The sequence below is a fragment of the Actimicrobium sp. GrIS 1.19 genome (genome assembly GCF_035984655.1).
Lineage (GTDB): Bacteria > Pseudomonadota > Gammaproteobacteria > Burkholderiales > Burkholderiaceae_D > Actimicrobium.
The window spans coordinates 216,242-242,652 of the sequence record NZ_JAXCHT010000003.1; the positions used below are offsets into that span (position 1 = coordinate 216,242).

Genomic DNA, 26,411 nt, shown 5'->3' on the forward strand with positions numbered 1-26,411 from the left:
TCACATTTGCCTCAAGACTTGCTTTTTTATTCACTAACGATTGCTTCCAGGGACCCCCAATGGCGCTCGATAACCTGATGGTTTTTACCGGTAATGCCAATCCGGATCTGGCGGCAGGCGTCGCGAAGCAACTCGGCATTGCGCTCGGCAAGGCGGTTGTTTCAAAATTCTCGGACGGCGAAATCGTCGTTGAAATCAACGAGAACGTGCGCGGCAAGGACGTCTTCGTGTTGCAGTCGACCTGTGCACCGACCAATGACAACCTGATGGAATTGATATTGATGGTCGATGCGCTCAAGCGTGCTTCGGCCGGTCGCATCACCGCTGCCATCCCGTATTTCGGTTATGCCCGCCAGGATCGTCGGCCGCGCTCGGCACGGGTGGCGATTTCGGCCAAGGTCGTGGCCAACATGCTGCAGGAAGTCGGCGTCGAACGGGTCCTGATCATGGATTTGCATGCCGACCAGATTCAGGGTTTCTTTGATATCCCGGTCGACAATATCTACGCGTCGCCGATCTTGCTGTCGGATCTGGTCGCCAAGAATTACGATGACCTGCTGGTCGTGTCGCCCGATGTGGGTGGCGTTGTGCGCGCTCGGGCGCTGGCCAAACGCCTCGACTGCGACCTGGCGATCATCGACAAGCGCCGCCCGAAGGCCAATGTTTCCGAAGTGATGAACATCATCGGGGAAGTCGAAGGCCGCAATTGCGTGATCATGGATGACATGGTCGACACTGCCGGCACCCTCGTCAAGGCGGCCGAAGTTCTGAAGGACCGTGGCGCCAAGAAAGTCATTGCCTACTGTACGCATCCTGTTCTGTCGGGTCCGGCCATTGAGCGCATCGCCAACTCGACCCTCGATGAACTGGTTGTCATCGACACCATCCCGTTGTCTGCTGCGGCCATGGCCTGCAGCAAAATTCGTCAACTGAGCTGCGCGGAATTGCTGGCCGAGACATTCAAGCGCATCAGTACCGGCGACTCGGTGATGTCACTGTTCGCCGACTGATCGGAACAAGATTTTCGGGACACGCATTGTGTCCACATTTTGAATCCCCTGGTCGCGGGGGATTTTCACCGCAGGGCAATACGCCCTGCAATATTTGGAGTTCTAAATGAAAGTTATCGCATTTGCACGCACAGCACTGGGGACCGGAGCGAGCCGCCGCCAGCGCATTGCAGGCCAAACCCCGGGTATCGTCTACGGTGGTACGACTGCTCCACTGAACATCAGCCTCGATCACAACGCGCTGTATCACGCGCTGAAGAAAGAGACATTCCACTCATCGATTCTTGATCTTGAAATCGACGGCAAAGCAGAAAAAGTCCTGCTGCGCGACTTCCAGGTCCACGCATTCAAACAGCTGGTCTTGCATGTCGACTTCCAGCGCGTCGATGCGACCCACAAGATCCACGTCAAGGTGCCGCTGCACTTCATCAACGCCGATGTGTCGCCTGCGGTCAAGCTGTCGGCCGGCATCATCAGCCACGTGCTGAGCGAATTGGACATCACCTGCCTGCCAGCAGACCTGCCTGAATTCCTGACCGTTGATCTGGCGGCTCTCGAAATCGGCGGCTCGATCCATCTGGCCGACATCGCGTTGCCAAAAGGCGTGACCGCCGTGATCCACGGTGGCGAAGACAACCCGACCATCGCAGCAGCATCGATCCCGGCTGGCAAAGTTGAAGAAGCTGCCGATGCAGCAGCTGCCGCCGCTCAGGCAGCAGCAAATGCGCCAGCGCCTGTCGAGAAGAAGTAATTCTGAACCGGACCGCAAGCCGGTCTGGCCAGTAAAAAGCCCGTCCTTTGCGACGGGCTTTTTTGTGGCCCAGGCTGAAGCCGGTCATACTCTTGCTTTTCCAATGCCCGCACAACTATGGCCATTCGCCTGATCGTCGGTCTCGGCAATCCCGGACCGGAATACGAACAAACCCGTCACAATGCCGGCTTCTGGCTGGTGGACAATCTGGCCAACGGCATCGCCCGCTGCCAGCTCGCGCGCGAAACGCGCTTCAATGCCCTCGCCGCCAGGGCGGCGATTGGCGGGCATGAAATCTGGCTGCTCGAACCACAAACGTTCATGAATCGCTCCGGCGGATCAGTCGGTGCGCTGGTGCGTTTTTACAAGATTGCCGCAGATGAGGTCCTGGTAGTGCATGACGAACTCGATCTGGCGCCGGGCATCGCGCGCCTCAAGAAAGGCGGCTCTTCGGGCGGACACAACGGGCTGAAAGACATCACTGCCGCACTCGGCACGCAGGATTACTGGCGGCTGCGGCTGGGTATCGGTCATCCGCGCACGCAAGCGTCCCAGCAGAATGTCGCCGACTATGTGCTGCACCGCCCGCGCAAGGAAGAACAGCCGCTGCTGGACGAGGCGATTTCCAGCAGCATCGAGATCATTCCCATGCTGTGCGACGGCAAATTTGAAGCGGCAACGATGAAACTGCACACGGCCAAATGACGATTTCCACGGATGCTGCACTAACCATACACGCCGGACCAAAAGCGCTGGCACACCTGCGGCGGCAGGGACTGCAACCGCACGACATCGCCGTCATCGCCGGCGCCGCAGGCGGGCCAAAAGGACTCATCCTGCAGGCCCTCGACCAATGGTTGTTTGGCGACTGGCTGCCGCAGGCGCCGCGCCAGCGCACCCTGATTGGCGCCTCAATTGGCGCATGGCGCATGGCGGCGGCATGCCACGACGACCCGGTGGCGGCGTTCCAGCGTCTGGGTGACCTGTACTGCGAACAGCGCTATGGCAAAAAACCGACCCCGCAGCAGGTGGCGGTGGTGTGCAAGAAAATCCTGCAGGATTTTGTCGGCGGACATGAGCACGAGATCGTCAACCATGCGCATCATCACCTGCAGATTCTCGTCTCGCGCGGGCGCGGCCTGCTGGCGAATCCGGCGCACCGCGCCGGCACCCTGGCCGGCTTTGCGGCCGCTACCTTTGCCAACCTGGTCTCGCGCGACCGACTGGCGCGACATCTTGAGCGCCTCGTGATTGGCGATCCGCGCGGCGTCGCACCATGGCTCACCACCCGCTTCGATCGGTTCCAGACGGATTTCGCGCCCTTAATGACAGACAATCTGGCGACGGCACTGCTGGCGTCCGGCACGCTGCCATTCATCATGCCGCCGGTCACCGCGATTGCGCATGCCCCACCGGGAACCTACTGGGACGGCGGCCTGATCGACTACCATCTGGCGCTGCCCTATGCCCGCCTGCCAGAGGGGCTGGTGCTGTATCCGCATTTCACCGACCACATCGTGCCGGGCTGGCTCGACAAACCATTGCGCTGGCGGCGTGCCGCCAACGGCAAGCAGCGCGACTGGCTGGATAACGTCATTCTCATCACGCCGTCCCGCAGTTTTTTGCAGCCGCTGCCACGCGGCAAACTACCGGACCGCAGTGACTTCATGCATTACGGACTGGATCACGATCGCCGCATCCGCAACTGGCGCGAGGCAATCGGGCAAGGGCAGCGATTGCGCGATGCGTTCGCGGCATTCGTCCGGCAACCGGATATCAACCTCGTGCAACCGTTCTAATTCGGGCGGCGCCGCCACGCTACGGTAAAATAGCGACCACCATTTCATCCCCAGCAAAGTTCCTATCATGAGTCTCAAATGCGGCATCGTCGGCTTGCCCAACGTCGGCAAATCCACCCTCTTCAACGCGCTGACCAAGGCCGGCATCCCGGCTGAAAATTATCCGTTCTGCACCATCGAGCCCAACGTCGGCATGGTCGAGGTGCCGGACCCGCGCCTGACTGCGTTGTCCGAGGTCGTCAAGCCGCAGCGCATCGTGCCGACCACGGTCGAGTTTGTCGACATCGCCGGGCTGGTGGCCGGCGCCTCCAAGGGCGAAGGCCTGGGCAACCAGTTCCTCGCACATATTCGCGAAACCGATGCGATCGTCAACGTGGTGCGCTGTTTTGAAGACGACAATGTCATTCACGTCGCGGGACGCATCAACCCGCTGGATGACATCGAAGTGATCCAGACCGAATTGGCGCTGGCCGACATGAGCGCGGTCGAAAAGGCCATCCATCGCGAGAGCAAGAAAGCCCGCTCCGGCGACAAGGACGCAGCCAAGCTGGTCACCATCCTGGAGCGCATCATGCCGCAACTGGATCAGGCCCAGCCGGTGCGCGCGATGGGACTCGATGCCGAGGAAATGGAACTGATCAAGCCGCTGTGCCTGATCACCGCCAAGCCGGCCATGTATGTGGGTAACGTCTCCGACACCGGATTCACCAACAACCCGCTGCTCGACCAGCTCAATGCCTATGCCAAGAAACAGAACGCTCCGGTGGTGGCCATTTGCGCCGCGATCGAATCCGAGATTTCGGATCTCGACGATGCCGACAAGGCCGAATTCCTGGCCGACATGGGCATGGCCGAGCCCGGCCTGGACCGGTTGATCCGTGCCGCGTATTCGCTGCTGGGCCTGCAGACGTACTTCACCGCCGGCGTCAAGGAAGTGCGCGCCTGGACCATTCATGTTGGCGACACGGCGCCGCAGGCTGCCGGTGTCATTCACACGGATTTCGAACGCGGCTTCATCCGCGCCCAGACCATCGCTTACGATGACTTCATTGGATTCAAGGGTGAAGCCGGCGCCAAGGATGCCGGCAAGATGCGCGCCGAGGGCAAGGAATACGTGGTCAAGGATGGCGACGTATTGAACTTCCTGTTCAACGTCTGACTTTTCGGTTCAACGCTGACATCCCGCCCGATCGGCGGGATTTTTTTCGCCCAAGCGCGTGGCCGGCGCAGCCGCCCGGCGGATCACTGGTCGACTACCGCTGGCACCGGGGTGCGCAGCATGTCGAGCGTCACCAGTGCCTGGCGCGACAAGCCTTTGGTGCCGCCGGGCGACAGGTGGCCGGCTTCCAGCAGCAACACCACCTTGCTCAGATAATCGCCACTCGACAGGACGCGACCCATCGGCGACATCCCGGCAAGGTTGTATTTGCTGCCCTGCTCTTCGATCGCCGCCACGATGGCGGCGGGAAACTGCCATTCGCGCGCCACGCTGCAGGACAGTGCCCGCGACTGCTCCAGCAGCAAATTGCAAAAGCTGGCCGAACCCAGCGTGGTGTCGCTGCCGGCGATTTGCTCCATCACGCGCAATGACACGATGAGCCCGACCTGCTGGATCAACCCGGCCAGAAACGCCTCAAAGGGATTGACCCGCTCGTCCGCTGCCAGCAGGCGGTTGGCCATTGCGCAGCGTTCCGACTGGAGCCATAACCTCGGCGCGATCAGACGCGTGAAATACCCGGTCTTCAGATCGATGATTGGCCTGAACGCAACGCTGCTGATCAACTGCCGCAGATTATCCTGCCCCAGCACCAGCACGGCATGTTCGACACTTGTAATCGATTGCCCCGGAATGCTCATGCCGCAATTGGCGAGGCGGACCACCTCGGCCACCAGCACAACGTCATTGGATAATTTGCGCGCCAGTTCGGCGCCGGAAAAGTTCTCGGAGCGCAGGCTTTGCAGCAGTTCAGGAATCACGCCCGGCATGCGCCGCACCAGGTTGGCGCCGGCCTTTGGCGCCTTGACGATTTTTTCAAGCGCTGCCAACACCTGCCGTTCCAGCGGTGTGACAAAAATATCGGCATCGTCGCGCGCATCGAACAGCCAATGGGTGAAATCCGCGCTGACGTCGTTGCGGGCAACCCAGAAAACCCCCAGCGCATCGGCCGCAGGAGCGTCGTCACGGGCAGCGACGCCCGCGTTTGGCGCAGCGGGTTGCAAGCGTCGCGCGGAAGAAGAAGAAAACAGACGGCGCAGCCAATCGACCATGAAGGGAACCTGTGTTTGAATTATTATGGACGCGATTTCCCTGCCAACGCCCGATCATACCTTTTCAACTTGCCGCAGCACATCGAATTCGCTGGTGAATCCATCCGCCAGGGCGCAGCTGGGTCCGAATGATAATTCCATTCTCAAAGGAATGTTGCCGCAGGGGATAGCACAAGGTAGACTTCTCGTCTATTGATCTTGCCTGAATGACCACGCGGCCGCGCGTTCGCAACCCCTTTTTGCTGCCTGAACGGAGTTTCCCCGGATGTCGAATAAGCTGGTCGCCGAAAATGTGCAGTTGCGTGACAGACTGGTTGGCTTGCTGGCAGAAGCGCAGCGCAACCAGCAGATCATGCGCCGACACCAGGCGTTCGACTTGAAATTCATTGGCGCAAGCGGTCTGCGCGATTTGATCGAGAGTATTTTCGACACCCTCTCCGAATCCTCCCAACTTGATGTTGTGACGCTATGCCTGATCGATGGCGAATACGATATCCGCCGCATCATGGCCGACCTTGCACTGGATCCGGCCGAGTTTCAGAATCTGCTGTTCATTGACCGCGAGGGCGAGCTGGGCGCGCTGTTGCCACGCCTGAAGAGTCCGGTGCTCGGACGTTTTAACGCCACCCTGCATGCGGCCATCTTTCCAGCGCAGGTTCTGACGCCATCCAGCGTCGCGGTGGTGCCGTTGATGCGCCATGGCGCGCTGATTGGCTGCCTCAGCCTCGGCAGCCTGCATGACAGCCGCTTCGCCGGCGGCATGGCGACCGACTTCATCGAACACCTCGGCTCGATCATTGCCATCTGCCTCGAAAATGTCATCAACAACGAGCGCCTCAAGCGCATCGGCCTGACCGATTCGCTGACCGGCGTGAATAACCGCCGCTATCTGGAACGCCGCCTGCTGGAAGAGATCGGCCGCACCCGTCGCCACGAATGTTCGTTGTCGTGCATGTATATCGATATCGATTATTTCAAGAAGATCAATGACAGCGTGGGCCATCAGGGTGGTGATGAGGTGCTGCAGGAAGTGGCGAAACGGATCAAGACGGAACTGCGCCTGAGCGATGCGCTGGGACGCTTTGGCGGCGAAGAATTTGTCGTCCTGCTCATCGATGCCCAGTTGCCGCATGCACTGGTGGTGGCAGAACGCATTCGCAACGGCATTGCGCAACTGCCGGTAGTGTTGACCTGCGCTGAACCGGTGACGGTCACGGTGTCGATCGGGGTGACCGAGCTCGGCCCGGGAGATCGCATGCAATCGATCGAGAAGATTGCCCAGCAGCTGATCGCCCGGGCGGATGCTGCACTGTATGAAGCCAAGGAAAACGGCCGGAACCAGGTGGTCGCGGCCCGGATTGCAAAAAACTAGGCGGTCGCCTTGACGCGCTGCAGGCGATCGAACTTCAGCAGTAGCTCGTCCTTGCTTTCGCGCCAGGCCGGATCAAACGGAATGCAGCTGACGGGGCAGACTTGCTGGCACTGCGGCTCGTTGTAATGCCCGACGCACTCGGTGCATTTGTTCGGATCGATCTGATAAATTTCCGGCCCCATCGAAATGGCGTCGTTCGGGCACTCGGGCTCGCACACGTCGCAATTGATGCAGTCGTCGGTAATCAGCAATGCCATGACAGATTCGCTTTATGTGTGCTTATTCAATGCCCGCGGCGATCTTTTCCTTCAGCCATTTTTCAACGGACGGGAAAACGAATTTGGACACATCACCGCCCAGAATCGCAATCTCGCGCACGATGGTGCCGGAGATGAACTGGTATTGATCGGAGGGGGTCAGAAACAGGGTTTCGACTTCCGGCAGCAGATACCGGTTCATGCCGGCCATCTGGAATTCGTACTCGAAATCCGATACGGCGCGCAAACCACGCACAATCACGCGGGCATCGTGGCGACGCACAAAATCCTTGAGCAGGCCGGAGAAACTCTCGACCACAACATTGGGGTAATGGCCCAACACTTCGTTGGCGATCGTGAGCCGTTCGTCGAGGCTGAAAAAAGGCCGTTTGTTCTTGCTGTCAGCCACGCCGACAATGAGCTTGCCGAACAAACCCGACGCGCGTCGCACCAGATCTTCATGGCCACGCGTGAGTGGATCGAAAGTACCTGGATATATCGCTGTGACCATCGTCGCTCCCTGGAGTGTCACTGAAGAATGCGCATTATGCCTGAATTTGTGCTGGCTTCTGGCGCTGCAGCAAATGGAAGAACACCATTCCGGCGTGGTCGGCCCGCACCACTTCCCAACCACTCAGCCATTCGGGAAGATTGGCGTTGTCGAATTCCTGTTCGGATTCAAGATACACAATCCCGCGCTCGGCCAGCAAGTCGGCGCACAAGGGCAGCATGGTGGGCAACAAATTGGCCTGGTACGGCGGGTCAAGAAAAATCAGCTGGAAGCGATCGGCCGGACCTGCCAGGCGGCGCTGCAAGCCCTGCGCCATGGTGCGCGCGTCGCCGCGCAAGATGCTGACGCCGTCGGCCTTGAGCTTGTCCTTGATCGCCGTCAATTGCGCCACGACACCCTGGTTTTCTTCGACCAGCACCACCCGCGCGGCGCCGCGACTGGCGGCCTCGAAGCCAAGTGCACCGGTCCCGGCAAACAGGTCGAGGCAGGCCACGCCAGCCCAGTGCCCGTCGATCAGATGCGTGAGCCAGTTAAACACCGTCTCGCGTACGCGGTCCGGGGTCGGCCGCAAACCGGTGACATCCAGCACCGGCAGCGGTGTGCGTTTCCAGTCGCCGCCGATGATGCGCACCTGATGCGTCAACGCCGGCCGGGGGCGCGGCTTTGGTGCGGGCTTGGAAGTCTGTTGTTTGGCCATTGAGGATTCCCGATTTTAATGAAGGCAAGGTAGCGCGCCAGCCGCGCTGGCTGCGGACCCGGAGTATAGCGAGTTTACTGCCGCGATCTTGTACCCGGCGTCGCTTTCCGGTTGGCGCGACCTGATAGAATGCAGTCTGATTTTCCCCTGCATTCGCAGCCTTCTCGAAGCGCCTTTTACCCCATTGCCGATGTTCAGCTTCTTCAAGAAAAAACTGCAACCCGATTCCGTTCCCGCGCCACAGCCGGTCGCAGAGGTCGCCATTGAGGCGGCGGCGACGGAAAAACGCTCCTGGATTACGCGCCTGAAGGTAGGTCTGTCAAAGACCTCCTCGAATCTGACGACCTTGTTCATCGGCGCGCGCATCGATGACAATCTGTACGAGGAACTCGAAGCCGCCCTGCTGATGTCCGATGCCGGTGTTGAAGCAACCCAGTTCCTGCTCGACGCACTCAAGCGCCGCGTCAAGGACCACAAGCTCACCGAGGCCGCGCAGGTCAAGTCGGCGTTGCGCACCCTGCTGATCGATCTGCTCAAGCCCTTGCAAAAGCCGCTCGAACTGGGTCGACATCAGCCGCTGGTGATGATGATTACCGGCGTCAACGGCGCCGGCAAGACCACCACCATCGGCAAGCTTGCCAAGCACCTGCAATCGCACCACCAATCGGTATTGCTGGCGGCCGGCGACACGTTCCGCGCTGCAGCGCGCGAGCAACTGACCATCTGGGGCGAGCGCAACAACGTGTCGGTCATCGCGCAGGAATCCGGCGACCCGGCAGCGGTGGCCTTCGACGCGGTCCATTCCGCCACCGCCAGGCAGATCAATGTCGTGATGGTCGATACGGCCGGCCGCTTGCCCACCCAATTGCATCTGATGGAAGAGCTCAAGAAGATCAAGCGCGTGGTGGCCAAGGCGATGGACAGCGCGCCGCATGAAATCCTGCTGGTTATTGATGGCAACACCGGGCAAAACGCATTGACCCAGGTGAAGGCCTTTGACGATGCGCTCGGCTTGACCGGGCTGGTGGTGACAAAGCTGGACGGCACCGCCAAGGGTGGCGTGCTGGCGGCGATTGCACGCAACCGGCCGATTCCGGTGTATTTCATTGGTGTGGGCGAGCAGATCGAAGATTTGCAGCCGTTCGATGCCGACGAATTCGTCACTGCCCTGCTGGGCGAGGCCACCGAATGAGCACCTGCGGATGATCGAATTTGCACAGGTCTCGAAACGCTATTCGCGCGAGGCGCTGGCGTTGTCAGGCGTTTCGCTGGACATTGCGCGCGGCGAAATGGTCTTCTTGGCCGGCCCCTCGGGTGCCGGCAAATCAACGTTGCTGAAACTGATTGCCGCCATCGAGCGCCCGACCCGCGGCACCGTGCGCGTCAACGGCCAGGATGTCGGCAGCCTGAACCGCAGCGGCTTGCCCTACCTGCGGCGCAATCTCGGCCTGATCCTGCAGCAACAGCGTTTGCTGGCCGACCGGCCGGTGCTGGCCAACGTCATGTTGCCAATGTTGGTCTGCGGCGAATCGAAAGCGGATGCCGAACGGCGCGCGCGCGCCGCCCTTGATCGGGTGGGACTGCTCGACAAGGCCGGCCATGCGCCGCTGTCGCTGTCAGGCGGTGAGCAACAGCGCGTTGCGATTGCCCGTGCGATCGTCAATCGGCCGCAAATCATCCTTGCCGACGAGCCCAGCGCCAACCTGGATCGCGACAGTGCCCTGCTGGTGCTGGAAGCCTTGCAATCATTCCACGCATCCGGCGTGACCTGCGTCATCTCGACGCATGACGAAAACCTGCTGGGCGGCGCCGGACGCGTCATTTATCTGGAGCATGGACAAGTGGTCGACCATTGGCCGGCACGGAGCGTCGCATGAAGGTCTGGCTGCGGCATCACCGCTTCGCCCTGCGCCAGGCACTGCGCAACGTTGCCAATGCGCGCGGCAGCTTCCTGCTCAACGCGGTCGTCATCGCGATCGCGTTCGCACTGCCCCTGACCGGGCTGACGATTCTCGAAAACCTGCGACCGCTGTCCGGACAGCTCGACGTCGAACCGGAGATCAGTCTCTTTCTGGAAATGGGGACGCCGCGCGAACAGGCGCTGGCACTCAGGTCGGAGATCAAGGGAGTTTTGCAGGACGGCAAGCGGCCTGCAAAAATCGAATTCCTGCCGCGTGAAAAAGCGCTGGAGCTGCTCAAGCAGAAGTCCGGGCTGTCGGAAGCGCTGGCGATCCTGGAGACCAACCCGTTGCCGGATGGTTATCTGATCAAGTTGCCGCCGTTTGAAGATGCCGCGTCGGCAGCCGGCGTTGACGCGCTTGCGCTGCGCTTGCGTGATCTTGGCGGCGTCGATCACGTCGAAATCGACTCGATCTGGATCAAGCGCCTGGCAGCGCTGGTGCATTTGCTGGATGTGGCATTGCTGATCCTGGCGGTCACGCTGGGAGTCGTGGTGGTAACCGTCGTGTTCAACACCGTCCGATTGCAAGTGCTCACGCAACGCGAAGAAATCGCCGTGTCGCGCCTGGTAGGTGCGACCGATCTGTTCATTTATCGTCCGTTTTATTATTCGGGCGCGTTGCTCGGGCTGTGTGCGGCTGCGCTGGCCGCAGGCATGGTGGCATTGATGCTGCATCCGCTCAATACGGCACTGGCCGCCTTCGCGCATTTGTATGCGTCCGAATTCGCGCTAAGGCCACTCGGACTGGTCGACACAGGTCTGCTGCTTGGCCTGGGCGCAATCCTCGGCTTTAGCGGCGCGGTGCTGTCGGTAACGCGACAATTATTCTCTCCAGAGCTGTGAAATCGGCCTTTTGGGTGTGCTCACGTACATAGCCAAGCGCTATACGGAACTACAATAAAGGCGATTAGCACTCAATTAGCGAGAGTGCTAATATGTGCCCCAACGACTGGTTCGTCGCATCCATTTTCCGACCGGTCCCCCTGATGAGACATCAAGGAGAAAGAATGAAAGCACCTGCTACAGGAGCCGCCCTGGTCGCACCGGGCAATGCAATGGTTCTTGGATTTACCGGCACCCTTGGCAACATCGATTCCTATATTTCGGCGGTCAATCGCCTGCCCATGCTCACGCATGAGGAAGAAATCTCCCTGGCCCGCCGACTGCAGGAACATAACGACCTCAGCGCCGCACAGGGACTGGTGTTGTCGCATCTGCGCCTGGTCGTGTCGATTGCACGCGGCTACCTCGGCTATGGCTTGCCGCATGCGGATCTGATCCAGGAAGGCAATATTGGCCTGATGAAGGCCGTCAAGCGCTTTGATCCGGATCAGGGCGTGCGTCTGGTTTCGTATGCGATGCACTGGATCAAGGCCGAGATGCATGAGTACATCCTGAAAAACTGGCGCCTGGTGAAGGTTGCAACGACCAAGTCGCAGCGCAAATTGTTCTTTAATTTGCGCAGTCACAAGGTTGGGCTGGATTCGATGACGCCGGCGCAGGTCGACGCGCTCGCCGAGACCCTGAAAGTCAAGCGCGAAGAAGTCATCGAGATGGAAACCCGCTTGTCTGGTCGTGATATTGCCCTTGAGGCACGGACCGATGACGAGGATGACAAGTTTGCACCTATTGCGTATCTGTCTTCGGACCGCAACGAGCCGACCAACGTCCTCGAAGCGCAGCAATATGATCGCTTGCAGAGCGAAGGGCTGGAAATGGCCTTGAGCAAACTGGATGCACGTTCACGCCATATCGTGGAGTCGCGCTGGCTGGCCAATGATGATGGCTCTGGTGCGACCCTGCATGAACTGGCCAAGGAGTACGGCGTGTCGGCCGAGCGCATCCGCCAGATCGAGGCGGTGGCGTTGAAGAAGATGAAAGGTGCACTGGTGTCGTTCGCGTAACGACCCCGGTTGCAAAAAAGGGCGCTCCGTTTATCGAGCGCCCTTTTTTTATCCCTTGTCGAGTAACAGCTTCAAGTCATGCGCGATGGGCCCCGGCCCCTGCCCATGCCGCACAAACAGGCGTACCTTGCCTTTGGCGTCGAACACATAGCTGCCCGCGGTGTGATCCATGCTGTAGGTCTGCGGGGTCTTTCCCGGCACCTTCTGGAAGAACACTTTGAATTCCTTCGCCACTTTTTCGGTGGCTGCGGCATCCCCGACCAAGCCGAGAAAACGCGGATCGAACGACGGCACGTACTGTTTGAGCAACGCCGGCGTATCGCGCTCAGGATCGATGGCGACGAACAATACCTGCACCTGATCGGCCTGCGGCCCGAGTTCCTTCATCACGGCAGCCAGCTCGCTCAATGTCGTCGGACACACGTCCGGGCACTGCGTGTAGCCGAAAAATACCAGCACAGCCTTGCCCTTGAAATCCGCCAGCGTACGCGCCTGGCCGTTGTGGTCGGTCAACGCGAAATCGCGCGCGTAATCGAGGCCGGTAATATCGGTATTCTTGAACATGCTGGCGGTCGGCGAAAACTTCATGTCACCTGACTGCTGCTGGTCACAGCCCGACAGGATCGTCAGGGCGAGCAGCAACACAGCCAGTACCCGCGGAAATGTCATGATCATATTTTGATGTAGTGGTCGACCAGCAGCGCGGCGAACAGCAGAGACAGATAAATGATGGAGTAAGTAAACATCTTGCGTGATATCCGATCCGTGTAATGCCGATATACCTGCCACGCGTACCAGACAAAAATCAGATTGAGCACCGACACACTGACCAGATAAATCAGGCCACTCATTCGGGTTGCATACGGCAAGACCGTAGTTGCAACCAGCGCGATCGTGTACAGCCAGATATGAAATTGGGTAAACGTCATGCCGTGCGTGATGGGCAGCATGGGCAGCCCCGACTTGGCATAGTCATCGCGTCGATATAACGCCAGCGACCAGAAATGCGGCGGCGTCCAGATGAAGATGATGAGCACCAGGATCCAGGCCTGCATCGGCACGTCATTCGCAATGGCGGCCCAGCCGAGCGCGGGTGGCATTGCTCCCGCCAGTCCGCCAATGACGATGTTCTGCGGCGTGGCCGGTTTCAGGATCATGGTGTAAATGACGGCGTACCCCACAAAAGTGGCGAAGGTCAGCCACATCGTTAGCGGATTGACGAAGTGGTACAGAATCCATATCCCGATCCCGCCAATCACGCCGGAGAACACCAGCGTCTGCGGCACCGTGATATCGCCGCGCGCCATGGGTCGACGCGCGGTACGCGCCATGCGCGAATCGATCTCGCGTTCAACCAGGCAGTTGACTGCAAACGCAGCGCCAGCCAACAGCCAGATGCCGATTGTGGCCGCCAACGCAACGCGCCAGTCTGGTAACTCTGGAGTCGCCAGGAACATGCCGATGACAGCGCAAAATACGGCCAGCTGCGTCACCCGGGGTTTGGTCAGGGCCCAATATTGCGCGAAGCGATTCGGCGAGGAGGAAGTCAGCGTGGTCATTCGATTGGGTTGGAAGCGCCATGGAACGGCTTGGCATTGGATGGCATTGGCGCCAGTCTGGCCTTGTAGTTTAGCATGGTGAGCAACAGCACCAACACTGCCGCGCCCGCATTATGCATCACCGCAAGGGCCAGTGGCCATTGAAAATAGACGGTGGCGATGCCGCTGCAAAGCTGCACGCCAATCGCTGCGAGCAATGCGCGTCCGATCGTATTCACCTCGGCAATTCTGGTCGCCCGAAGCGCAAGCGATCCAACCACGATGGCCACCACGAAGGCAAAACCGCGGTGCACGACATGAATCGCAGTCAGTGCGTCGAACGGCAGATAGGCGCCAGCGGCGGTCATCCCCAGCTTGCGCCAGAGCGTAAAGCCATTGGCGAAGTCCATCATCGGCATCCACACACCGTGACACAGCGGAAAATCGGTGCACGCCAATGCCGCGTAGTTAGTGCTCACCCAGCCGCCAAGTGCCAACTGGATTGCCAGCAAGACCGCGGCGATGCGTGCATGCGCGCGCAATTGTCCGGCCGGGGCGATCTGCGGCCGCAGGTCGCGTTGTTGCGCATTGAACCAGGTCAGCATCGACAGCAGGCCAAGGCCCAACAGCAGATGCCCGGTGACGATCAGTGGTTGCAGCTTCAGCGTCACGGTGAACTTACCGAAGGCGCCCTGCAGGCAGACAAACAGGAACAGTATCGTTGGCATCGTCGGCAGGTAGCGCCGATCGCTGCGCGCCGACTTCAGCCAACGCCACCACGCAATCACCATCAGCGCGACAAGCAGGACGCCGACACTCATCGCCAGGTAACGGTGCGCCATCTCGATCCAGGCCTTGAAATGGGTGACGGGGCCAGTGGGCATGGCCGATTGGGCAGCGCTGATATCTGCATGGGCCTGGAACGGATTGGCCTGGCCGTAACAACCTGGCCAATCCGGGCAACCCAGTCCCGAGTCCGTCAGGCGGGTAAACGCGCCGAACACGATCAGATCAAAGGTCAGAAACAAGGCGACCCACGACAGCTTGCGGTACTTGTCGGCGTCGCCGGAGACCCATACGACCGACAGCGGCAACAGCGCCACCATCAGGCCAGTGAGTGCAAGCTGGATTAGCATCGCTGCGCCTAGCCGATGCTCGATGCGCGCAACAACTTGCTCAAGTCCTTCTTGATCAGGTTCGGATCGCGATTTTTCGGGAACCGCATCATCAGCCGGCCCAGCGGGTCAATCAGATAGATGTGATCGGCAATCGTCGCACCGGGCTCGACCGGCAACCATTTTGCCAGCGCCACGGCATTGGCACGCAGCATCCGTGTGCCGTCGAATTCGCGCATCAGAACGGTATCGAGCGGGGCGGCGTCGGTGATCAGCCAGAGCCGTTCGATGCGGTCGCGCTCACGACCTTGCGCCAACCGCAGTTGCCGCATGTCGGTCAGCTTTTTGCGACACGGCTCGGCGCAGGCGCCGTCATCGATCTGCAGCATGATCCATTTGCCCTCGAAGTCCTTGAGCGCGACCGGCTTGCCGTCGAGTGATGTCGATCCCAGATCGGCGGGTATCGGGTGCGTTTCCGACTGGATGAAATCACCGTAGTTGGTCCGGGCTTGCGGCTTGAGCACGTAATAGGTGAAATAGGACGCAATCATCGGTGCGGCGCAAATCGCCAGGATGGCAAACAGCTTCCAGCGGCCGGCGTGCTGGCGCTTGTCGGCGGTGATGGCGGTACTACTCGGGTCAGCTTGGTTCACGTCGAAATCCTGTCACTACAAAAAATAGAAATGCCATCAGCGCCAGTGCATACCACTGGAACGCATAGCCCTGGTGTCGCTCGATTCCACTCGACGCCACCGGCCAGTTGCGCACCAGTCCATCCTGCGCATTTTGCGGCGTATTGGCCTGCTCGATGACGAACGGTTGGATCGGCAGGCCCGACACGTTGCGCAACTCAGCGTTATTGAGGTTCTGCAGAATCGCCCCCGGCGCCAGTTTGGCCGCGCTGCCCAATTGCATGACGTGGCCGGTCTGGCGCCGCACAATGCCTGTGATGACGATCTCTTCCGCCGGTGTCCGGTACGGCAAAATTTGGGTGCGGTTGGCGAGATTCAATCCGATCCAGCCTCGCTCGACCAGCACATGGGCGTCGGAGCCTGACAACTTGAATGGCATCAGGACATAAAACCCCGGACGCCCATCCTGCGGCCGATTGTCCAGATACAGCGGCCATGCAGCAACGAAATGACCTCGCACCGTCACGCGCCGAAACTCCAGTGCATCGACATCCTGCACAGGGCCCGTCAATTCAATCGCAGGGGCCGCGGAACGAACCATTGATTGCGCTTCGATCTGCTGCTTTTCGTGTGCACGCCGGATTTGCCATTGCGCCAAAACGATGCCCAGCGCAACCAGCAGGACAGCGGCGACAAAGGGGATCAAACGGAAGTGGAATCGAATTCGCATTACAATCAGTTTTTATCACAAGCCTTGGTTTGGTGCTGGCTCCCGCGTGTGTCGCCACTGCAGAACCAGCCACTCCGCACCATGAAAATCTTCGTCGCCATCGGCTTCATCCTCATCATCGCCAGCCTCGCCTCGGCATTCTTCTTTCTGATGAAGGACAAGGGGAAAACCAACCGCACGGTGCATGCGCTGGCGTTACGGGTCGGACTGTCGATCACCCTGTTCATCCTGCTGCTGGCGTCGTACCGCATGGGCTGGATCCAGCCAACCGGTTTGCACTGAAAGCCGGCCGATCATGAAAAAACCGCACCGAAGTGCGGCTTTTTTTTGCAGGTCCGGCGTTACAGCCAGTAGACCACCACGTACAAGCCGAGCCAGACCACGTCGACAAAGTGCCAATACCAGGCCGCACCCTCAAAGCCGAAATGCTGCTCCGGCGTGAAGTGCCCCTTCAGGACACGGTACAACATCACCGACAGCATGATCGCGCCGAGCGTGACGTGGAAACCATGAAAGCCGGTCAGCATGAAGAAGGTCGAACCGTAAATGCCGGAGGTCAGCTTCAGGTTCAGTTCCGAATAGGCATGCGAATATTCGTACGCCTGGAAGCCCATGAAGACGGCGCCAAGCATGATGGTGGCAAACAGCCAGAATGCAGTTTGCATGCGGTGACCGGCGCGCAACGCGTGGTGGGAAATGGTCAGCGTCACGCCTGATGTCAGCAGCAGTGCCGTATTGATGGTCGGGATCGGGAACGGGCCCATCGTCGCGAACGATTCGACCGTGCCGGCCGGGCCGACGCTGCCCCATTGGCCAGCGAAATCCGGCCACAGCAATTTGTGATCGAGGTCAGCCAGCCACGGCATCGTGATGCTGCGTGCATAAAACAGTGCACCGAAGAATCCAGCGAAGAACATGACTTCGGAAAAAATGAACCAGGCCATGCTCCAGCGATAGGAGATGTCGATGCGCGCGCTGTATTTGCCGCCTTCGGATTCGGCAATGGCATCACCAAACCAGCGATACAGCACCAGCAGCACTGCCAGCAATCCGGCCGCATTTACGTACGGACCCCACGATTGGCCATTGACCCAGCCGGACGCGCCAAGCATGGTCACCAGCAATGCCACACCAGCCAGCACCGGCCACTGCGAAGGACCCGGGACGAAATAACTGGATGGTCCAGCTTGTTGAGCACTCATCGACTTCTCCTGAAACAAATTTAAATAATGACTTTTGCCAACACCAGCTTCACGATGATGATCAACACCACGATCAAAATCGCCGCCCCGAGCACACCGGCGAGGACCACATGCACCGGATTCAGGTTGGCGACATCGTGGGCCGAATCCTTGCCTTTGCGCACACCAAAGAAGGACCAGAACACTGCCCTCATCGTGGCCGGAAACGACGCCTTGCGCTGACCCGGCTTGTTCGACTCCTGCATTGCATTCCCGCCTTCCTATTGACTCGCTGTCTTGCCCGGCAAACCGACTTCAAAGAACGTGTACGACAGGGTAATCGTCGTCACATTCTTCGGTAAATTGGCATCGACGTAAAACGCCACAGGCATCTGCCGCGCCTCGTTCGGGCCGAGGGTCTGCTGCTTGAAACAAAAACACTCGAGCTTCTTGAAATATCCCGCCGCTTCCTGCGGCGCATAACTTGGTATCGCTTGCGCGTTGATCACGCGCGACTGCTTGTTGACCACTTCGTACACAATATGCGTCAACTCGCCCGGATGCACCCGCACGCTGCTGACCGTCGGCCGGAACCGCCACGGCCCCTGGGCGTTGCCGTCAAACTCGACGGTGACATAGCGCGACGTGTCAATCTGCGTATTGCTTGCTGCCGGCGCCGCAGTCGACTCCTGCGTACTCAAAACATTCGAACCGGTCAGCTCACAGATCTTGCGGTACATCGGCACCAGCGCGTAACCAAAACCGAACATCAACACTGCAATCAGGATCAACTTGCCGAACATCTGCGCGTTGAGCCTGTTTGCAATTTTCCTTGCCGTTTCAGGTGACTCGCCAGTACTCACATCAACCAAACCAGACGTGCTTGACGACGACCCCGATGAAAAACATCACCGCAATCGATGCCAGCACCAGTGCCGTGCGCAAGTTGCTTTTTTTTGTATCTGCCATGAATGCAATCAGAGGCGGGATTGACCCGCCCTGTCTTTATTTTATTTAACGATCGGTGCAACTTCAAACGTATGGAATGGCGCAGGACTTGGCACCGTCCACTCCAGGCCTTCGGCGCCTTCCCACGGTTTCGCCAGCGCTTTTTCACCGCCACGAATCGATGGCAGCACGACCGCGAACAGGAAATACAACTGCGAGGCGGCGAAACCAGCGGCGCCGATCGAAGCCAGCATGTTGAAGTCGGTGAATTGCGCCGGGTAATCTGCAACACGGCGCGGCATACCAGCCAGGCCCAGGAAGTGCATCGGGAAGAAGGTCACGTTGAAGGTGATCAGTGATGCCCAGAAATGGAATTTGCCGCGTGACTCGTTGTACATGTACCCGGTCCACTTTGGACCCCAGTAGTAGAAGCCGGCAAACAGCGCGAACAGGGAACCGGCCACCAGCACATAGTGGAAGTGGGCAACGACGTAATAGGTGTCGTGCACGGCGATGTCGATCGGCGTCACGGCCAGGATCAGGCCGGTGAAGCCACCCAGCGTGAACACGAAGATGAAACCGATCGCAAACAGCATCGGTGTTTCGAACGTCATCGAACCGCGCCACATGGTGGCAATCCAGTTGAAAATCTTCACGCCGGTCGGCACCGCAATCAGCATCGTGGCGTACATGAAGAACAACTGGCCCGTGACCGGCATGCCCGAGGTGAACATGTGGTGCGCCCACACCATGAACGACAGAATCGCGATGGATGCGGTTGCATAGACCATCGATGCGTAGCCGAACAACTGCTTGCGGGCGAAGGTCGGGATGATCTGCGAGATGATGCCGAAAGCCGGCAAGATCATGATGTACACCTCGGGGTGACCGAAGAACCAGAAAATGTGCTGGTACATGACCGGGTCACCGCCACCGGCGGCATTGAAGAACGAAGTGCCGAAATGGCGATCGGTCAGCGTCATCGTGATCGCGCCAGCCAGGACCGGCATCACGGCAATCAGCAGATAGGCGGTAATCAGCCAGGTCCAGCAGAACATCGGCAGTTTCATCAACGTCATGCCGGGAGCGCGCATGTTCAGGATCGTCGTGATGATATTGATCGAACCCATGATCGATGACGCACCCATGATGTGGATGGCGAAAATCGCCATGTCCATGCCAGGGCCCATCTGGGTCGACAGCGGTGCATACAGGGTCCAGCCAGCAGAGACGGCACCGCCCGGCACCAGGAACGAGCCCATCAACAACAGTGCGGCAACCGGCAACAACCAGAAGCTGAAGTTGTTCATGCGCGCAAACGCCATGTCAGGCGCGCCAATTTGCAGCGGGATCATCCAGTTGGCGAAGCCGACGAAGGCCGGCATGATCGCGCCGAACACCATCACCAGGCCGTGCATGGTGGTCATCTGGTTGAAGAACTCCGGCTGCACCAGTTGCAGGCCGGGCTGGAACAATTCGGCACGGATGACCAGCGCCATGACGCCGCCGGACAGGAACATGATGAACGAGAACCACAGGTAGAGGCTACCGATGTCCTTGTGATTGGTGGCATACAGCCAGCGCCGCCATCCGGTCGGGTGATCGTCGTGGCCGTGCGCGTGATCGCCAGCGTGGGCGTGATCGATTGTGGTAGTGCTCATCTCAATCTCCTGAAGTCAATTACTTGCGCGCAGCCAGAACTTCGGCCGGTTGAACGATATTTTCGGCGGCCTTGTTGGACCAGTTATTTCGAGTGTAGGTGATGACTGCGGCGATCTCGGTATCGGACAAAACGGCTTTCCACGATGGCATTGCGTTCTTGCCATTGAGCAGAAGATGAATCTGGGCGTCGCGCGGACCATTGACCACGGCCGAACCGTCGAGTGCCGGGAAGGCGCCAGGGACGCCCTTGCCGGTTGCCTGATGGCAGGCTACGCAATTGGCCTTGTAGACCGATTCGCCGCGCTGTTTCAGCTCATCAATGGTCGATACCTTGGTCGGATCGTCAGATTTGGCAGCCATGTCCTTTTTCTTGCCATCGACCCAGGTCTTGTAGTCGGCATCCGATACCACTTTCACGACGATCGGCATGAAGGCGTGCTCCTTGCCGCACAACTTGTCGCACTGGCCGCGATAGGTGCCGATTTTTTCAGGCTTGAACCAGGCGTCCCGCACGAAACCCGGGATGGCGTCCTGCTGCACGCCGAAGATCGGCATGCCCCAGGCGTGAATGACATCGTTTGCGGTGGTGATGATGCGAATCTTGCGGCCGACCGGCACCACCATTTCATTATCGACTTCCAGCAGGTAGTTCTGGCCGCGCTCTTCGCTCGCCTTTTCGCCTGGCGCACCGATCTGGCTGCGCGGCGTGGTGGACGTCGACAGGAAACCAATGCCTTCGCCTTCGCCCTTGATGTAGTCATAGCCCCACTTCCACTGCATGCCGGTGGCCTTGATGGTGATGTCGGCGTTGGAGGTGTCTTTCATGGCAACCACGGTGCGGGTGGCAGGCAATGCCATCGCAATCACGATCAGGAACGGCACGATGGTCCATGCGATCTCGACGGCGGTGCTTTCGTGGAAAGTAGCGGACTTGTGACCGAGTGACTTGCGATGCTTGAGGATCGAATAGAACATCACACCGAAGACGGCCACGAAGATCACCATGCAGATGATCAGCATGAAGGTGTGCAGCGAGTAAATTTGCTCAGCGATCTTGGTCACGCCCGGATGGAGATTGAGCTGGCGGATCGCAGGGCCGCCAGGAATTCCCTGAACCTCCGCTGCCGAGGCCAGGCCGCAAAGCGCCAGGGAGGTTGCAAACATCATCGATTGAAGGCGCTTCACTTGTTTCATGTTTTCCTCAACAACCCAATTTAAGATTCTGTAGTGCGCGGGCGTTCGCTGCGGCGAACGACATGTTGGCATCACCTGCAACCGCCGGATATTGTCGCGGATCGGACTGCGGGCGCAGCGGTTACTTTAATTAAAAAGCCAGTGCGTAAAACCGACGGAGTATATGTCGGAATTCGCCCCCTTAACAAGCGGAATCCGCGTGGGGACGCCGCACACGGCGATCTACTTTTGGTAGGCTCATGGTTGCTTCTTTGGCAAATCAAAGCGCACGATCGACTCGCCGCGCGCTGTGGTTTTCGGCGCCGGACGAAATGCATGGCCGTAAATCAGCTCAAACGTCAGCGAAATGGTTCCGTCTGCACTGCGCAATTGCTCCAACTGGGCGAGCAGGCGGCGCCAGCCCTGCGCTCCGGTCAACCCGCGAGGTCGCGTCTGCAGCGGGTTGCCACCCAGTGCACGCACATCGGCAAACAACCGCTCCGTGCTCCTGTAGGTAACCGTGATGGTTTCCATGTCCATCACCGGGGTCGAAAATCCCGCCTCGATCAACATGTCACCGAAATCATGCATGTCAACGAACGGCAACACGGGCGGCGGCATGCCGGCAACGTTGAAGGCGGCCCGCAACTCCTTGAAAGTGTCCGGCCCGAAACACGAGAACATCAACAGACCATCGGTGCGCAGCACGCGTCGCCATTCGGCAAACACGCGGTCGGGCGACGGGTGCCAATGCAATGCCAGGTTCGACCAGATCAGGTCCACTGCCTGCGCCGGCAGGGCCAGCTGGGCAAAGTCGCCGCACCATGCGGCCGCACCGAAGGTCGATTGCAGACTGTTCGGCACCCATTGCCTGATCATCCGGTTGAGCGACGATGTGGCGGCGCGCTGGCTGGCGCGGGCACTCGTGACCATCTCCGGTGCGGCATCGATGCCAAACACCTGCGCGTCTGGATACCGCTTCTGCAGCGACAGCAGGTCGGCGCCTTCGCCGCACCCCGCATCCAGCACGCGCTGCGGGTCGATCCTGACCAGTGCCAGCCGCTCGTGCATGCGGGTCGCGACTTCGCGGCGCAGGAACTCGGCGTCACCGAGGCGCTTGGGCCGGGCGAACAGCGTGCGCACCCGCAGCAGGTCAATGGGTGCGCTCAGGCTGGCATCAGGAAGGGGTACGGGTGAGGACACGGCGATCAGCTTTGGCAAATGCGATAATGCTGCGTAGTTTATACGCTCGAAAGAATCTGCGCTTCCGTGAAAACCCATTTGCATCAGTGTCTCGACCTCGCCCGCGCCTGTCTGCAGGGGCTGCTACCGGGCTCCTGCGCTCTGTGCGGCGGGCGGGCGCCGCAGACCCTGTGCGCGCCGTGCCGACTGCAGTATTTCCAACACCGCCCACAGCGTTGCGTGCGTTGTGCCTTGCCGGTCACCGGCGCCACGGTGTGCGGCGCGTGCTTGCGCGACCCACCGGCCTTTGACGCAACCGTCGTTGCGACCGACTACCTTGCACCGGTCGACCAGCTGGTACTGCGCCTGAAGTTTGGCGGCGCGCTGGCACTGGCACCGCTGTTTGGCAACCTGCTGCGCGATGCGCTGATCGACAGCACCGTCGCGACGCTGCCGACCCGGCTGGCGCCGGTACCGCTGGGCAGCGCACGACTGGTCGAGCGCGGCTTCAATCAGGCACTGGAAATCGCACGTCCGCTGGCGCGGTCCACGGCGATCGGGCTGACTGCCCAACTGGCAGTGCGCCAGCGCGACACCAGCGCCCAGGCCGGCCTGACTGCGGCGGCGCGACGCCGTAACCTGCGGGGCGCATTCATCGTGCCGCACCGCGCAGCAATGCTGGTGGCCGGACAACACATCGGCATTGTCGACGACGTCATGACCACCGGCGCGACGCTGCACGAACTCGCGGCAACGCTCAAACGCTTCGGCGCCACCAGGGTGACCAATCTGGTCTTCGCCCGCACACTGCCGAGATAAAAGGACAGCATGTTCCACGTTGTACTGGTCGAACCCGAAATCCCGCCGAACACCGGCAACATCATCCGGCTGTGCGCCAACACCGGCGCGCAGCTGCATCTGATCGAGCCGCTCGGGTTCCCGCTCGACGACGCCAAGATGCGTCGCGCTGGACTAGACTACCACGACTACGCAACGATGCAGGTGCACCCGAACTGGGCGCAGTTCATGGCCTCGCTGCAGCCGGATCCGGCGCGCATGTTTGCGCTGACCACGCATGGCTCGTCGACCTTTTCGCAATGTCTGTTCCAGCCCGGCGATGTGTTCGTGTTTGGCGCCGAAACCAGGGGTCTCGACCCGGCGTTGCGCGAATCGTTTCCGGCATCGCAACGGATACGTCTGCCAATGCGACCGGACAACCGCAGCCTGAATCTGTCGAATACGGTGGCGGTGGTGGTTTATGAGGCGTGGCGCCAGAATGGCTTCGTTGGTGGCGCCTGAACAGGCCATTGCGGCCTTCGAAATATAATCAGGATTTTAGCGAGAACCAATTCCCATGCGTTTGATTTCAATGCTGCTCTTCTCGACCACGCTGCTCTGCAGCGCCACGTTTGCCCAGGAATTTGCGCTTGGCGATCTGCGCATCTCGCACCCGTATGCGCGCGCTACCGCACCGGGGCAACCGGCGGCCGCGGTGTATCTGACCATCGACAACAGAGGCAAGCTGGGCGACCGGCTCAAGTCGGTCGAAGCCAATGTGGCAACCTCGAGCGAAATTCACACGATGTCGATGGCGGGCAACGTGATGAAAATGCGTGAAGTCGGCAGCATTGCGCTGGCGCCCATGAGCAGCGTGAAAATGGCGCCCGGCGGCGGTTATCACATCATGTTGGTCGGATTGCAAAAACCGCTGGTCGCCGGCGAAAAATTTCCGCTCAAGCTGGTGTTTGAAAAAGCCGGCGCGATCGCAACGAGCGTCAGCATCGAAGCCATCGACGCCCGGCACTAGCCGTCTCAGGGCGACTGGCGCGCCCGGCTGAGCAGCTGGGTGGTGGAATGGTCGTGTTTGAAATCAATCGCCACGGCACGCCCGCCATAGGCCATCACGGCCTGGCCTTCGGGTATCTCGCTCATGTCGTAATCGCCACCCTTGGTATAAATTTTCGGATGGGCTTCGAGCACGACCTCCAGCGCGGTGTCCTCGTCAAACGCCACCACCAGGCTGACGGACTCCAGCGCCGCAATGACTGCCATGCGGTCGTTGCAGTGATTGAGCGGCCGGTCGTCGCCCTTGCCCAGCCGCTTGACCGAGGCATCGGTGTTGACCGCCACCACCAGCGACGCACCCAGCGCCCTGGCCTGGGCCAGATAGGTCACATGACCGCGGTGCAGGATGTCAAAAACGCCGTTGGTCATGACGACTGGCTGCGGCAGATGGGCGATCCGGACCGCCAGTTCGGCGCGTCGGCAAATCTTGTGTTCGAAGTCAGACATGGGATGGGCCCGCCCAAAAAAAAGCCGCAAGAAAGTACTTGCGGCTTCAGTTTATACGGCAAAGGTCATCAGACGGCAACCGGCGGCGCCATTCGGTTGACGATTTCCTTGCGGTAGCGATTGAGCTCCTGCACCGTGCCGAAGGTCCGCTCAAACAGCAACGACATATTGTGCAGGATCCGGTCGACCACCTTGCGTTCCCATTCGCCGTCGAACTTGATCTGGCCGTCGAGCCAGTGTTCCAGCCACTCCGGGTCCGGCAGGCGCGACTGCACCGTATCGTTCGGGAACAGCGACTGGTTGACATGCAGGTTGGTCGGATGCAGCGGTTTTTCGGTGCGGCGCGCGGACGCCATCAGGACGCCAATCTTGGCAAATGCCGAACGTGCCGTATCGCCAACTTCGTTCAAGGCTTTTTTCATGTAGCGCAGATAGGCGCCGCCATGGCGGGCCTCATCCTGGCTGATGATCTTGTAAATCTGCTTGATGACCGGCTCGGTATGCCATTCGGACGCACAGCGATACCAGTGATTGAGCCGAATCTCGCCGCAGAAGTGCATCATCAGGGTTTCGAGCGGCGGCGCCGGGTCGAATTCGAAGCGGACATTGTCGAGCTCTTCCTCGGTCGGCACGAACTCGGGACGGAAGCGGCGCAGGTATTCCATGAGTACCAGTGAATGTTTTTGCTCTTCAAAGAACCAGACTGACATGAAGGCAGAAAAATCACTGTCGCCGCGATTATCGCGCAAGAACATCTCGGTAGCCGGCAGGGCCGACCACTCTGTAATCGCGTTCATGCGGATCGTCTGGGCCTGCTCATCGGTCAGCTTGGTGCCATCAAATTTATCCCAATCGATGTCGGTTTCCATGTTCCAGCGGACTTGTTCCAACGATTTAAACAATTCTGGGTACAGCATAGGCGCCTTGAAATAATGAAGTAACTGCTTGATTTTACCAACAAACGCACACGACAACAGTGTGCGGCTTCAGCCCGGGCCGTGCAGTTGGGCGTTGGTGCACTTAAATGTTGAAGGCGAAAGTACCCCCGCCCCGGATTTTTTATGCGGGTACTTTCTGATTACGAACGGAGTTAGGGCGTCCAGCAGCGAGCATGCGATTTAACACAGCGACGCCGATGGTGGCCTCCGTTTGTTGCGTCTCAAATCCCCGCGATTTCAAGCGAGGACCGATGATCAATTTGTAGCGACCCATGGTCGTCTCGACGCGTGCGCGCTGCCCGTAATCAGTCGCTTCCTGCCAGGCCAGTCGGCCCTTTGTATTAATCATGTCAAGATGGCGATCGCGCTGATTGGGCGAACTCGGTTCAGTGCCAGTAACAGCGGTTTTTCGTGGAGGAATAACCACCTCGATATCGTCACCATATCGCGCGATCGTCTGGTAGGTGGGTGCGCCATCGTAGGCGCCATCG

33 protein-coding genes are annotated in these 26,411 nt (G+C 59.6%); 14 read left to right on the forward strand and 19 right to left on the reverse strand.

Features of this window, described 5'->3' with window-relative positions:
* Positions 1-59: 59 nt before the first annotated feature.
* From RCH09_RS04285 to ychF, 5 genes are all read left to right on the forward strand, one after another.
* Positions 60-1,010 (forward strand): ribose-phosphate pyrophosphokinase, encoded by a 951-nt coding sequence (locus tag RCH09_RS04285; RefSeq protein WP_326939808.1) that lies wholly within the window; start codon positions 60-62, stop codon positions 1,008-1,010.
* 106 nt (positions 1,011-1,116) lie between these two features.
* Positions 1,117-1,761: a 50S ribosomal protein L25/general stress protein Ctc gene (locus tag RCH09_RS04290; RefSeq protein ID WP_326939809.1), complete on the forward strand. Its 645-nt coding sequence runs from the start codon at positions 1,117-1,119 to the stop codon at positions 1,759-1,761.
* Positions 1,762-1,878: 117 nt separating this feature from the next.
* Positions 1,879-2,466 (forward strand): aminoacyl-tRNA hydrolase, encoded by a 588-nt coding sequence (pth, locus tag RCH09_RS04295; RefSeq protein ID WP_326939810.1) that lies wholly within the window; start codon positions 1,879-1,881, stop codon positions 2,464-2,466.
* Positions 2,463-3,560: a patatin-like phospholipase family protein gene (locus tag RCH09_RS04300; RefSeq protein ID WP_326939811.1), complete on the forward strand. Its 1,098-nt coding sequence runs from the start codon at positions 2,463-2,465 to the stop codon at positions 3,558-3,560. The genes pth and RCH09_RS04300 overlap by 4 nt, the downstream gene beginning before the upstream one ends.
* A gap of 67 nt (positions 3,561-3,627) precedes the next feature.
* A complete protein-coding gene (gene ychF / locus RCH09_RS04305) occupies positions 3,628-4,719 on the forward strand; it encodes a redox-regulated ATPase YchF (protein ID WP_326939812.1) in 1,092 nt (363 codons plus the stop codon).
* A gap of 83 nt (positions 4,720-4,802) precedes the next feature.
* Here ychF and RCH09_RS04310 read toward each other — a convergent pair whose 3' ends face one another.
* Entirely contained in the window at positions 4,803-5,828 is a 1,026-nt protein-coding gene (locus RCH09_RS04310; protein WP_326939813.1) for an HDOD domain-containing protein, read from the reverse strand.
* A gap of 265 nt (positions 5,829-6,093) precedes the next feature.
* Here RCH09_RS04310 and RCH09_RS04315 point away from each other — a divergent pair, with 265 nt between their 5' ends.
* Positions 6,094-7,200, forward strand: coding sequence for a GGDEF domain-containing protein (locus RCH09_RS04315; RefSeq protein WP_326939814.1), 1,107 nt, complete (start codon positions 6,094-6,096; stop codon positions 7,198-7,200).
* Here the strand turns inward: RCH09_RS04315 and RCH09_RS04320 are convergent.
* From RCH09_RS04320 to rsmD, 3 genes are read right to left on the reverse strand one after another with little or no spacing between them, the layout of a single operon-like run.
* The gene (locus tag RCH09_RS04320; protein WP_326939815.1) at positions 7,197-7,457 is read right to left on the reverse strand and encodes a YfhL family 4Fe-4S dicluster ferredoxin; all 261 of its coding nucleotides are present in this window, start codon (positions 7,455-7,457) and stop codon (positions 7,197-7,199) included. The genes RCH09_RS04315 and RCH09_RS04320 overlap by 4 nt on opposite strands.
* 22 nt (positions 7,458-7,479) lie before the next feature.
* Positions 7,480-7,968 carry a pantetheine-phosphate adenylyltransferase gene (gene coaD, locus RCH09_RS04325; RefSeq protein ID WP_326939816.1) on the reverse strand — a complete coding sequence of 163 codons (489 nt, stop codon included), beginning with the start codon at positions 7,966-7,968 and terminating at the stop codon, positions 7,480-7,482.
* A gap of 34 nt (positions 7,969-8,002) precedes the next feature.
* Positions 8,003-8,665: a 16S rRNA (guanine(966)-N(2))-methyltransferase RsmD gene (rsmD, locus tag RCH09_RS04330; RefSeq protein ID WP_326939817.1), complete on the reverse strand. Its 663-nt coding sequence runs from the start codon at positions 8,663-8,665 to the stop codon at positions 8,003-8,005.
* Positions 8,666-8,855: 190 nt separating this feature from the next.
* Here rsmD and ftsY point away from each other — a divergent pair, with 190 nt between their 5' ends.
* The 4 genes from ftsY (at position 8,856) to rpoH (ending at position 12,529) form a co-directional block, all read left to right on the forward strand.
* Positions 8,856-9,857, forward strand: coding sequence for a signal recognition particle-docking protein FtsY (gene ftsY, locus RCH09_RS04335; RefSeq protein ID WP_326939818.1), 1,002 nt, complete (start codon positions 8,856-8,858; stop codon positions 9,855-9,857).
* 10 nt (positions 9,858-9,867) lie between these two features.
* The gene (locus RCH09_RS04340; RefSeq protein ID WP_326939819.1) at positions 9,868-10,542 is read left to right on the forward strand and encodes a cell division ATP-binding protein FtsE; all 675 of its coding nucleotides are present in this window, start codon (positions 9,868-9,870) and stop codon (positions 10,540-10,542) included.
* On the forward strand, positions 10,539-11,468 hold the full coding sequence (locus RCH09_RS04345; protein WP_326939820.1) for a cell division protein FtsX: 930 nt from the start codon (positions 10,539-10,541) through the stop codon (positions 11,466-11,468). Before RCH09_RS04340 ends, RCH09_RS04345 begins: the two co-directional genes overlap by 4 nt.
* A gap of 164 nt (positions 11,469-11,632) precedes the next feature.
* Positions 11,633-12,529: an RNA polymerase sigma factor RpoH gene (gene rpoH, locus RCH09_RS04350; protein WP_326939821.1), complete on the forward strand. Its 897-nt coding sequence runs from the start codon at positions 11,633-11,635 to the stop codon at positions 12,527-12,529.
* Positions 12,530-12,577: 48 nt separating this feature from the next.
* On the opposite strand, the gene RCH09_RS04355 is transcribed toward rpoH, so the two are convergent.
* From RCH09_RS04355 to RCH09_RS04375, 5 genes are all read right to left on the reverse strand, one after another.
* Positions 12,578-13,117, reverse strand: a complete 540-nt coding sequence (locus RCH09_RS04355; protein ID WP_442785002.1) for an SCO family protein — start codon at positions 13,115-13,117, stop codon at positions 12,578-12,580.
* A gap of 83 nt (positions 13,118-13,200) precedes the next feature.
* The gene (gene cyoE / locus RCH09_RS04360) at positions 13,201-14,088 is read right to left on the reverse strand and encodes a heme o synthase (RefSeq protein WP_326939823.1); all 888 of its coding nucleotides are present in this window, start codon (positions 14,086-14,088) and stop codon (positions 13,201-13,203) included.
* Positions 14,085-15,203 carry a COX15/CtaA family protein gene (locus RCH09_RS04365; protein ID WP_326939824.1) on the reverse strand — a complete coding sequence of 373 codons (1,119 nt, stop codon included), beginning with the start codon at positions 15,201-15,203 and terminating at the stop codon, positions 14,085-14,087. The genes cyoE and RCH09_RS04365 overlap by 4 nt, the downstream gene beginning before the upstream one ends.
* A gap of 8 nt (positions 15,204-15,211) precedes the next feature.
* Positions 15,212-15,835 carry an SCO family protein gene (locus RCH09_RS04370; protein WP_326939825.1) on the reverse strand — a complete coding sequence of 208 codons (624 nt, stop codon included), beginning with the start codon at positions 15,833-15,835 and terminating at the stop codon, positions 15,212-15,214.
* Complete coding sequence (locus tag RCH09_RS04375) at positions 15,822-16,544, reverse strand: SURF1 family protein (protein WP_326939826.1); 723 nt, start codon at positions 16,542-16,544, stop codon at positions 15,822-15,824. Before RCH09_RS04375 ends, RCH09_RS04370 begins: the two co-directional genes overlap by 14 nt.
* Positions 16,545-16,625: 81 nt before the next feature.
* Between RCH09_RS04375 and RCH09_RS04380 the strand changes: the two genes are divergently transcribed.
* Entirely contained in the window at positions 16,626-16,826 is a 201-nt protein-coding gene (locus RCH09_RS04380) for a twin transmembrane helix small protein (RefSeq protein ID WP_326939827.1), read from the forward strand.
* A 59-nt stretch (positions 16,827-16,885) separates the two neighbouring features.
* Here the strand turns inward: RCH09_RS04380 and RCH09_RS04385 are convergent, their stop codons facing one another.
* From RCH09_RS04385 to RCH09_RS04415, 7 genes are all read right to left on the reverse strand, one after another.
* Positions 16,886-17,746: a cytochrome c oxidase subunit 3 gene (locus RCH09_RS04385; protein WP_326939828.1), complete on the reverse strand. Its 861-nt coding sequence runs from the start codon at positions 17,744-17,746 to the stop codon at positions 16,886-16,888.
* Between the two features lie 20 nt (positions 17,747-17,766).
* Positions 17,767-17,991, reverse strand: coding sequence for a DUF2970 domain-containing protein (locus RCH09_RS04390; RefSeq protein WP_326939829.1), 225 nt, complete (start codon positions 17,989-17,991; stop codon positions 17,767-17,769).
* A gap of 15 nt (positions 17,992-18,006) precedes the next feature.
* A complete protein-coding gene (locus RCH09_RS04395; RefSeq protein WP_442785000.1) occupies positions 18,007-18,588 on the reverse strand; it encodes a cytochrome c oxidase assembly protein in 582 nt (193 codons plus the stop codon).
* 1 nt (position 18,589) lies between these two features.
* Entirely contained in the window at positions 18,590-18,694 is a 105-nt protein-coding gene (locus RCH09_RS04400; protein WP_326939830.1) for a cytochrome oxidase small assembly protein, read from the reverse strand.
* A 41-nt stretch (positions 18,695-18,735) separates the two neighbouring features.
* Positions 18,736-20,334 carry a cytochrome c oxidase subunit I gene (gene ctaD, locus RCH09_RS04405; protein WP_326939831.1) on the reverse strand — a complete coding sequence of 533 codons (1,599 nt, stop codon included), beginning with the start codon at positions 20,332-20,334 and terminating at the stop codon, positions 18,736-18,738.
* 19 nt (positions 20,335-20,353) lie between these two features.
* Positions 20,354-21,529 carry a cytochrome c oxidase subunit II gene (gene coxB, locus RCH09_RS04410; protein ID WP_326939832.1) on the reverse strand — a complete coding sequence of 392 codons (1,176 nt, stop codon included), beginning with the start codon at positions 21,527-21,529 and terminating at the stop codon, positions 20,354-20,356.
* 237 nt (positions 21,530-21,766) lie between these two features.
* On the reverse strand, positions 21,767-22,711 hold the full coding sequence (locus RCH09_RS04415; RefSeq protein WP_326939833.1) for a methyltransferase domain-containing protein: 945 nt from the start codon (positions 22,709-22,711) through the stop codon (positions 21,767-21,769).
* Positions 22,712-22,777: 66 nt separating this feature from the next.
* Here RCH09_RS04415 and RCH09_RS04420 point away from each other — a divergent pair, with 66 nt between their 5' ends.
* From RCH09_RS04420 to RCH09_RS04430, 3 genes are read left to right on the forward strand one after another with little or no spacing between them, the layout of a single operon-like run.
* Positions 22,778-23,509: a ComF family protein gene (locus tag RCH09_RS04420; protein WP_326939834.1), complete on the forward strand. Its 732-nt coding sequence runs from the start codon at positions 22,778-22,780 to the stop codon at positions 23,507-23,509.
* A gap of 9 nt (positions 23,510-23,518) precedes the next feature.
* Positions 23,519-23,989, forward strand: coding sequence for a tRNA (uridine(34)/cytosine(34)/5-carboxymethylaminomethyluridine(34)-2'-O)-methyltransferase TrmL (trmL, locus tag RCH09_RS04425; RefSeq protein WP_326939835.1), 471 nt, complete (start codon positions 23,519-23,521; stop codon positions 23,987-23,989).
* Between the two features lie 55 nt (positions 23,990-24,044).
* Positions 24,045-24,497: a copper chaperone PCu(A)C gene (locus tag RCH09_RS04430; protein ID WP_326939836.1), complete on the forward strand. Its 453-nt coding sequence runs from the start codon at positions 24,045-24,047 to the stop codon at positions 24,495-24,497.
* 5 nt (positions 24,498-24,502) lie between these two features.
* Here the strand turns inward: RCH09_RS04430 and RCH09_RS04435 are convergent, their stop codons facing one another.
* The 3 genes from RCH09_RS04435 to RCH09_RS04445 all read right to left on the reverse strand — a co-directional run.
* On the reverse strand, positions 24,503-24,982 hold the full coding sequence (locus RCH09_RS04435; RefSeq protein WP_326939837.1) for an adenylyltransferase/cytidyltransferase family protein: 480 nt from the start codon (positions 24,980-24,982) through the stop codon (positions 24,503-24,505).
* A 68-nt stretch (positions 24,983-25,050) separates the two neighbouring features.
* Entirely contained in the window at positions 25,051-25,899 is an 849-nt protein-coding gene (locus RCH09_RS04440; RefSeq protein WP_326939838.1) for a ferritin-like domain-containing protein, read from the reverse strand.
* Between the two features lie 142 nt (positions 25,900-26,041).
* On the reverse strand, positions 26,042-26,411 hold a 370-nt coding region (locus RCH09_RS04445), incomplete at its 5' end, for a transposase (RefSeq protein ID WP_326939839.1).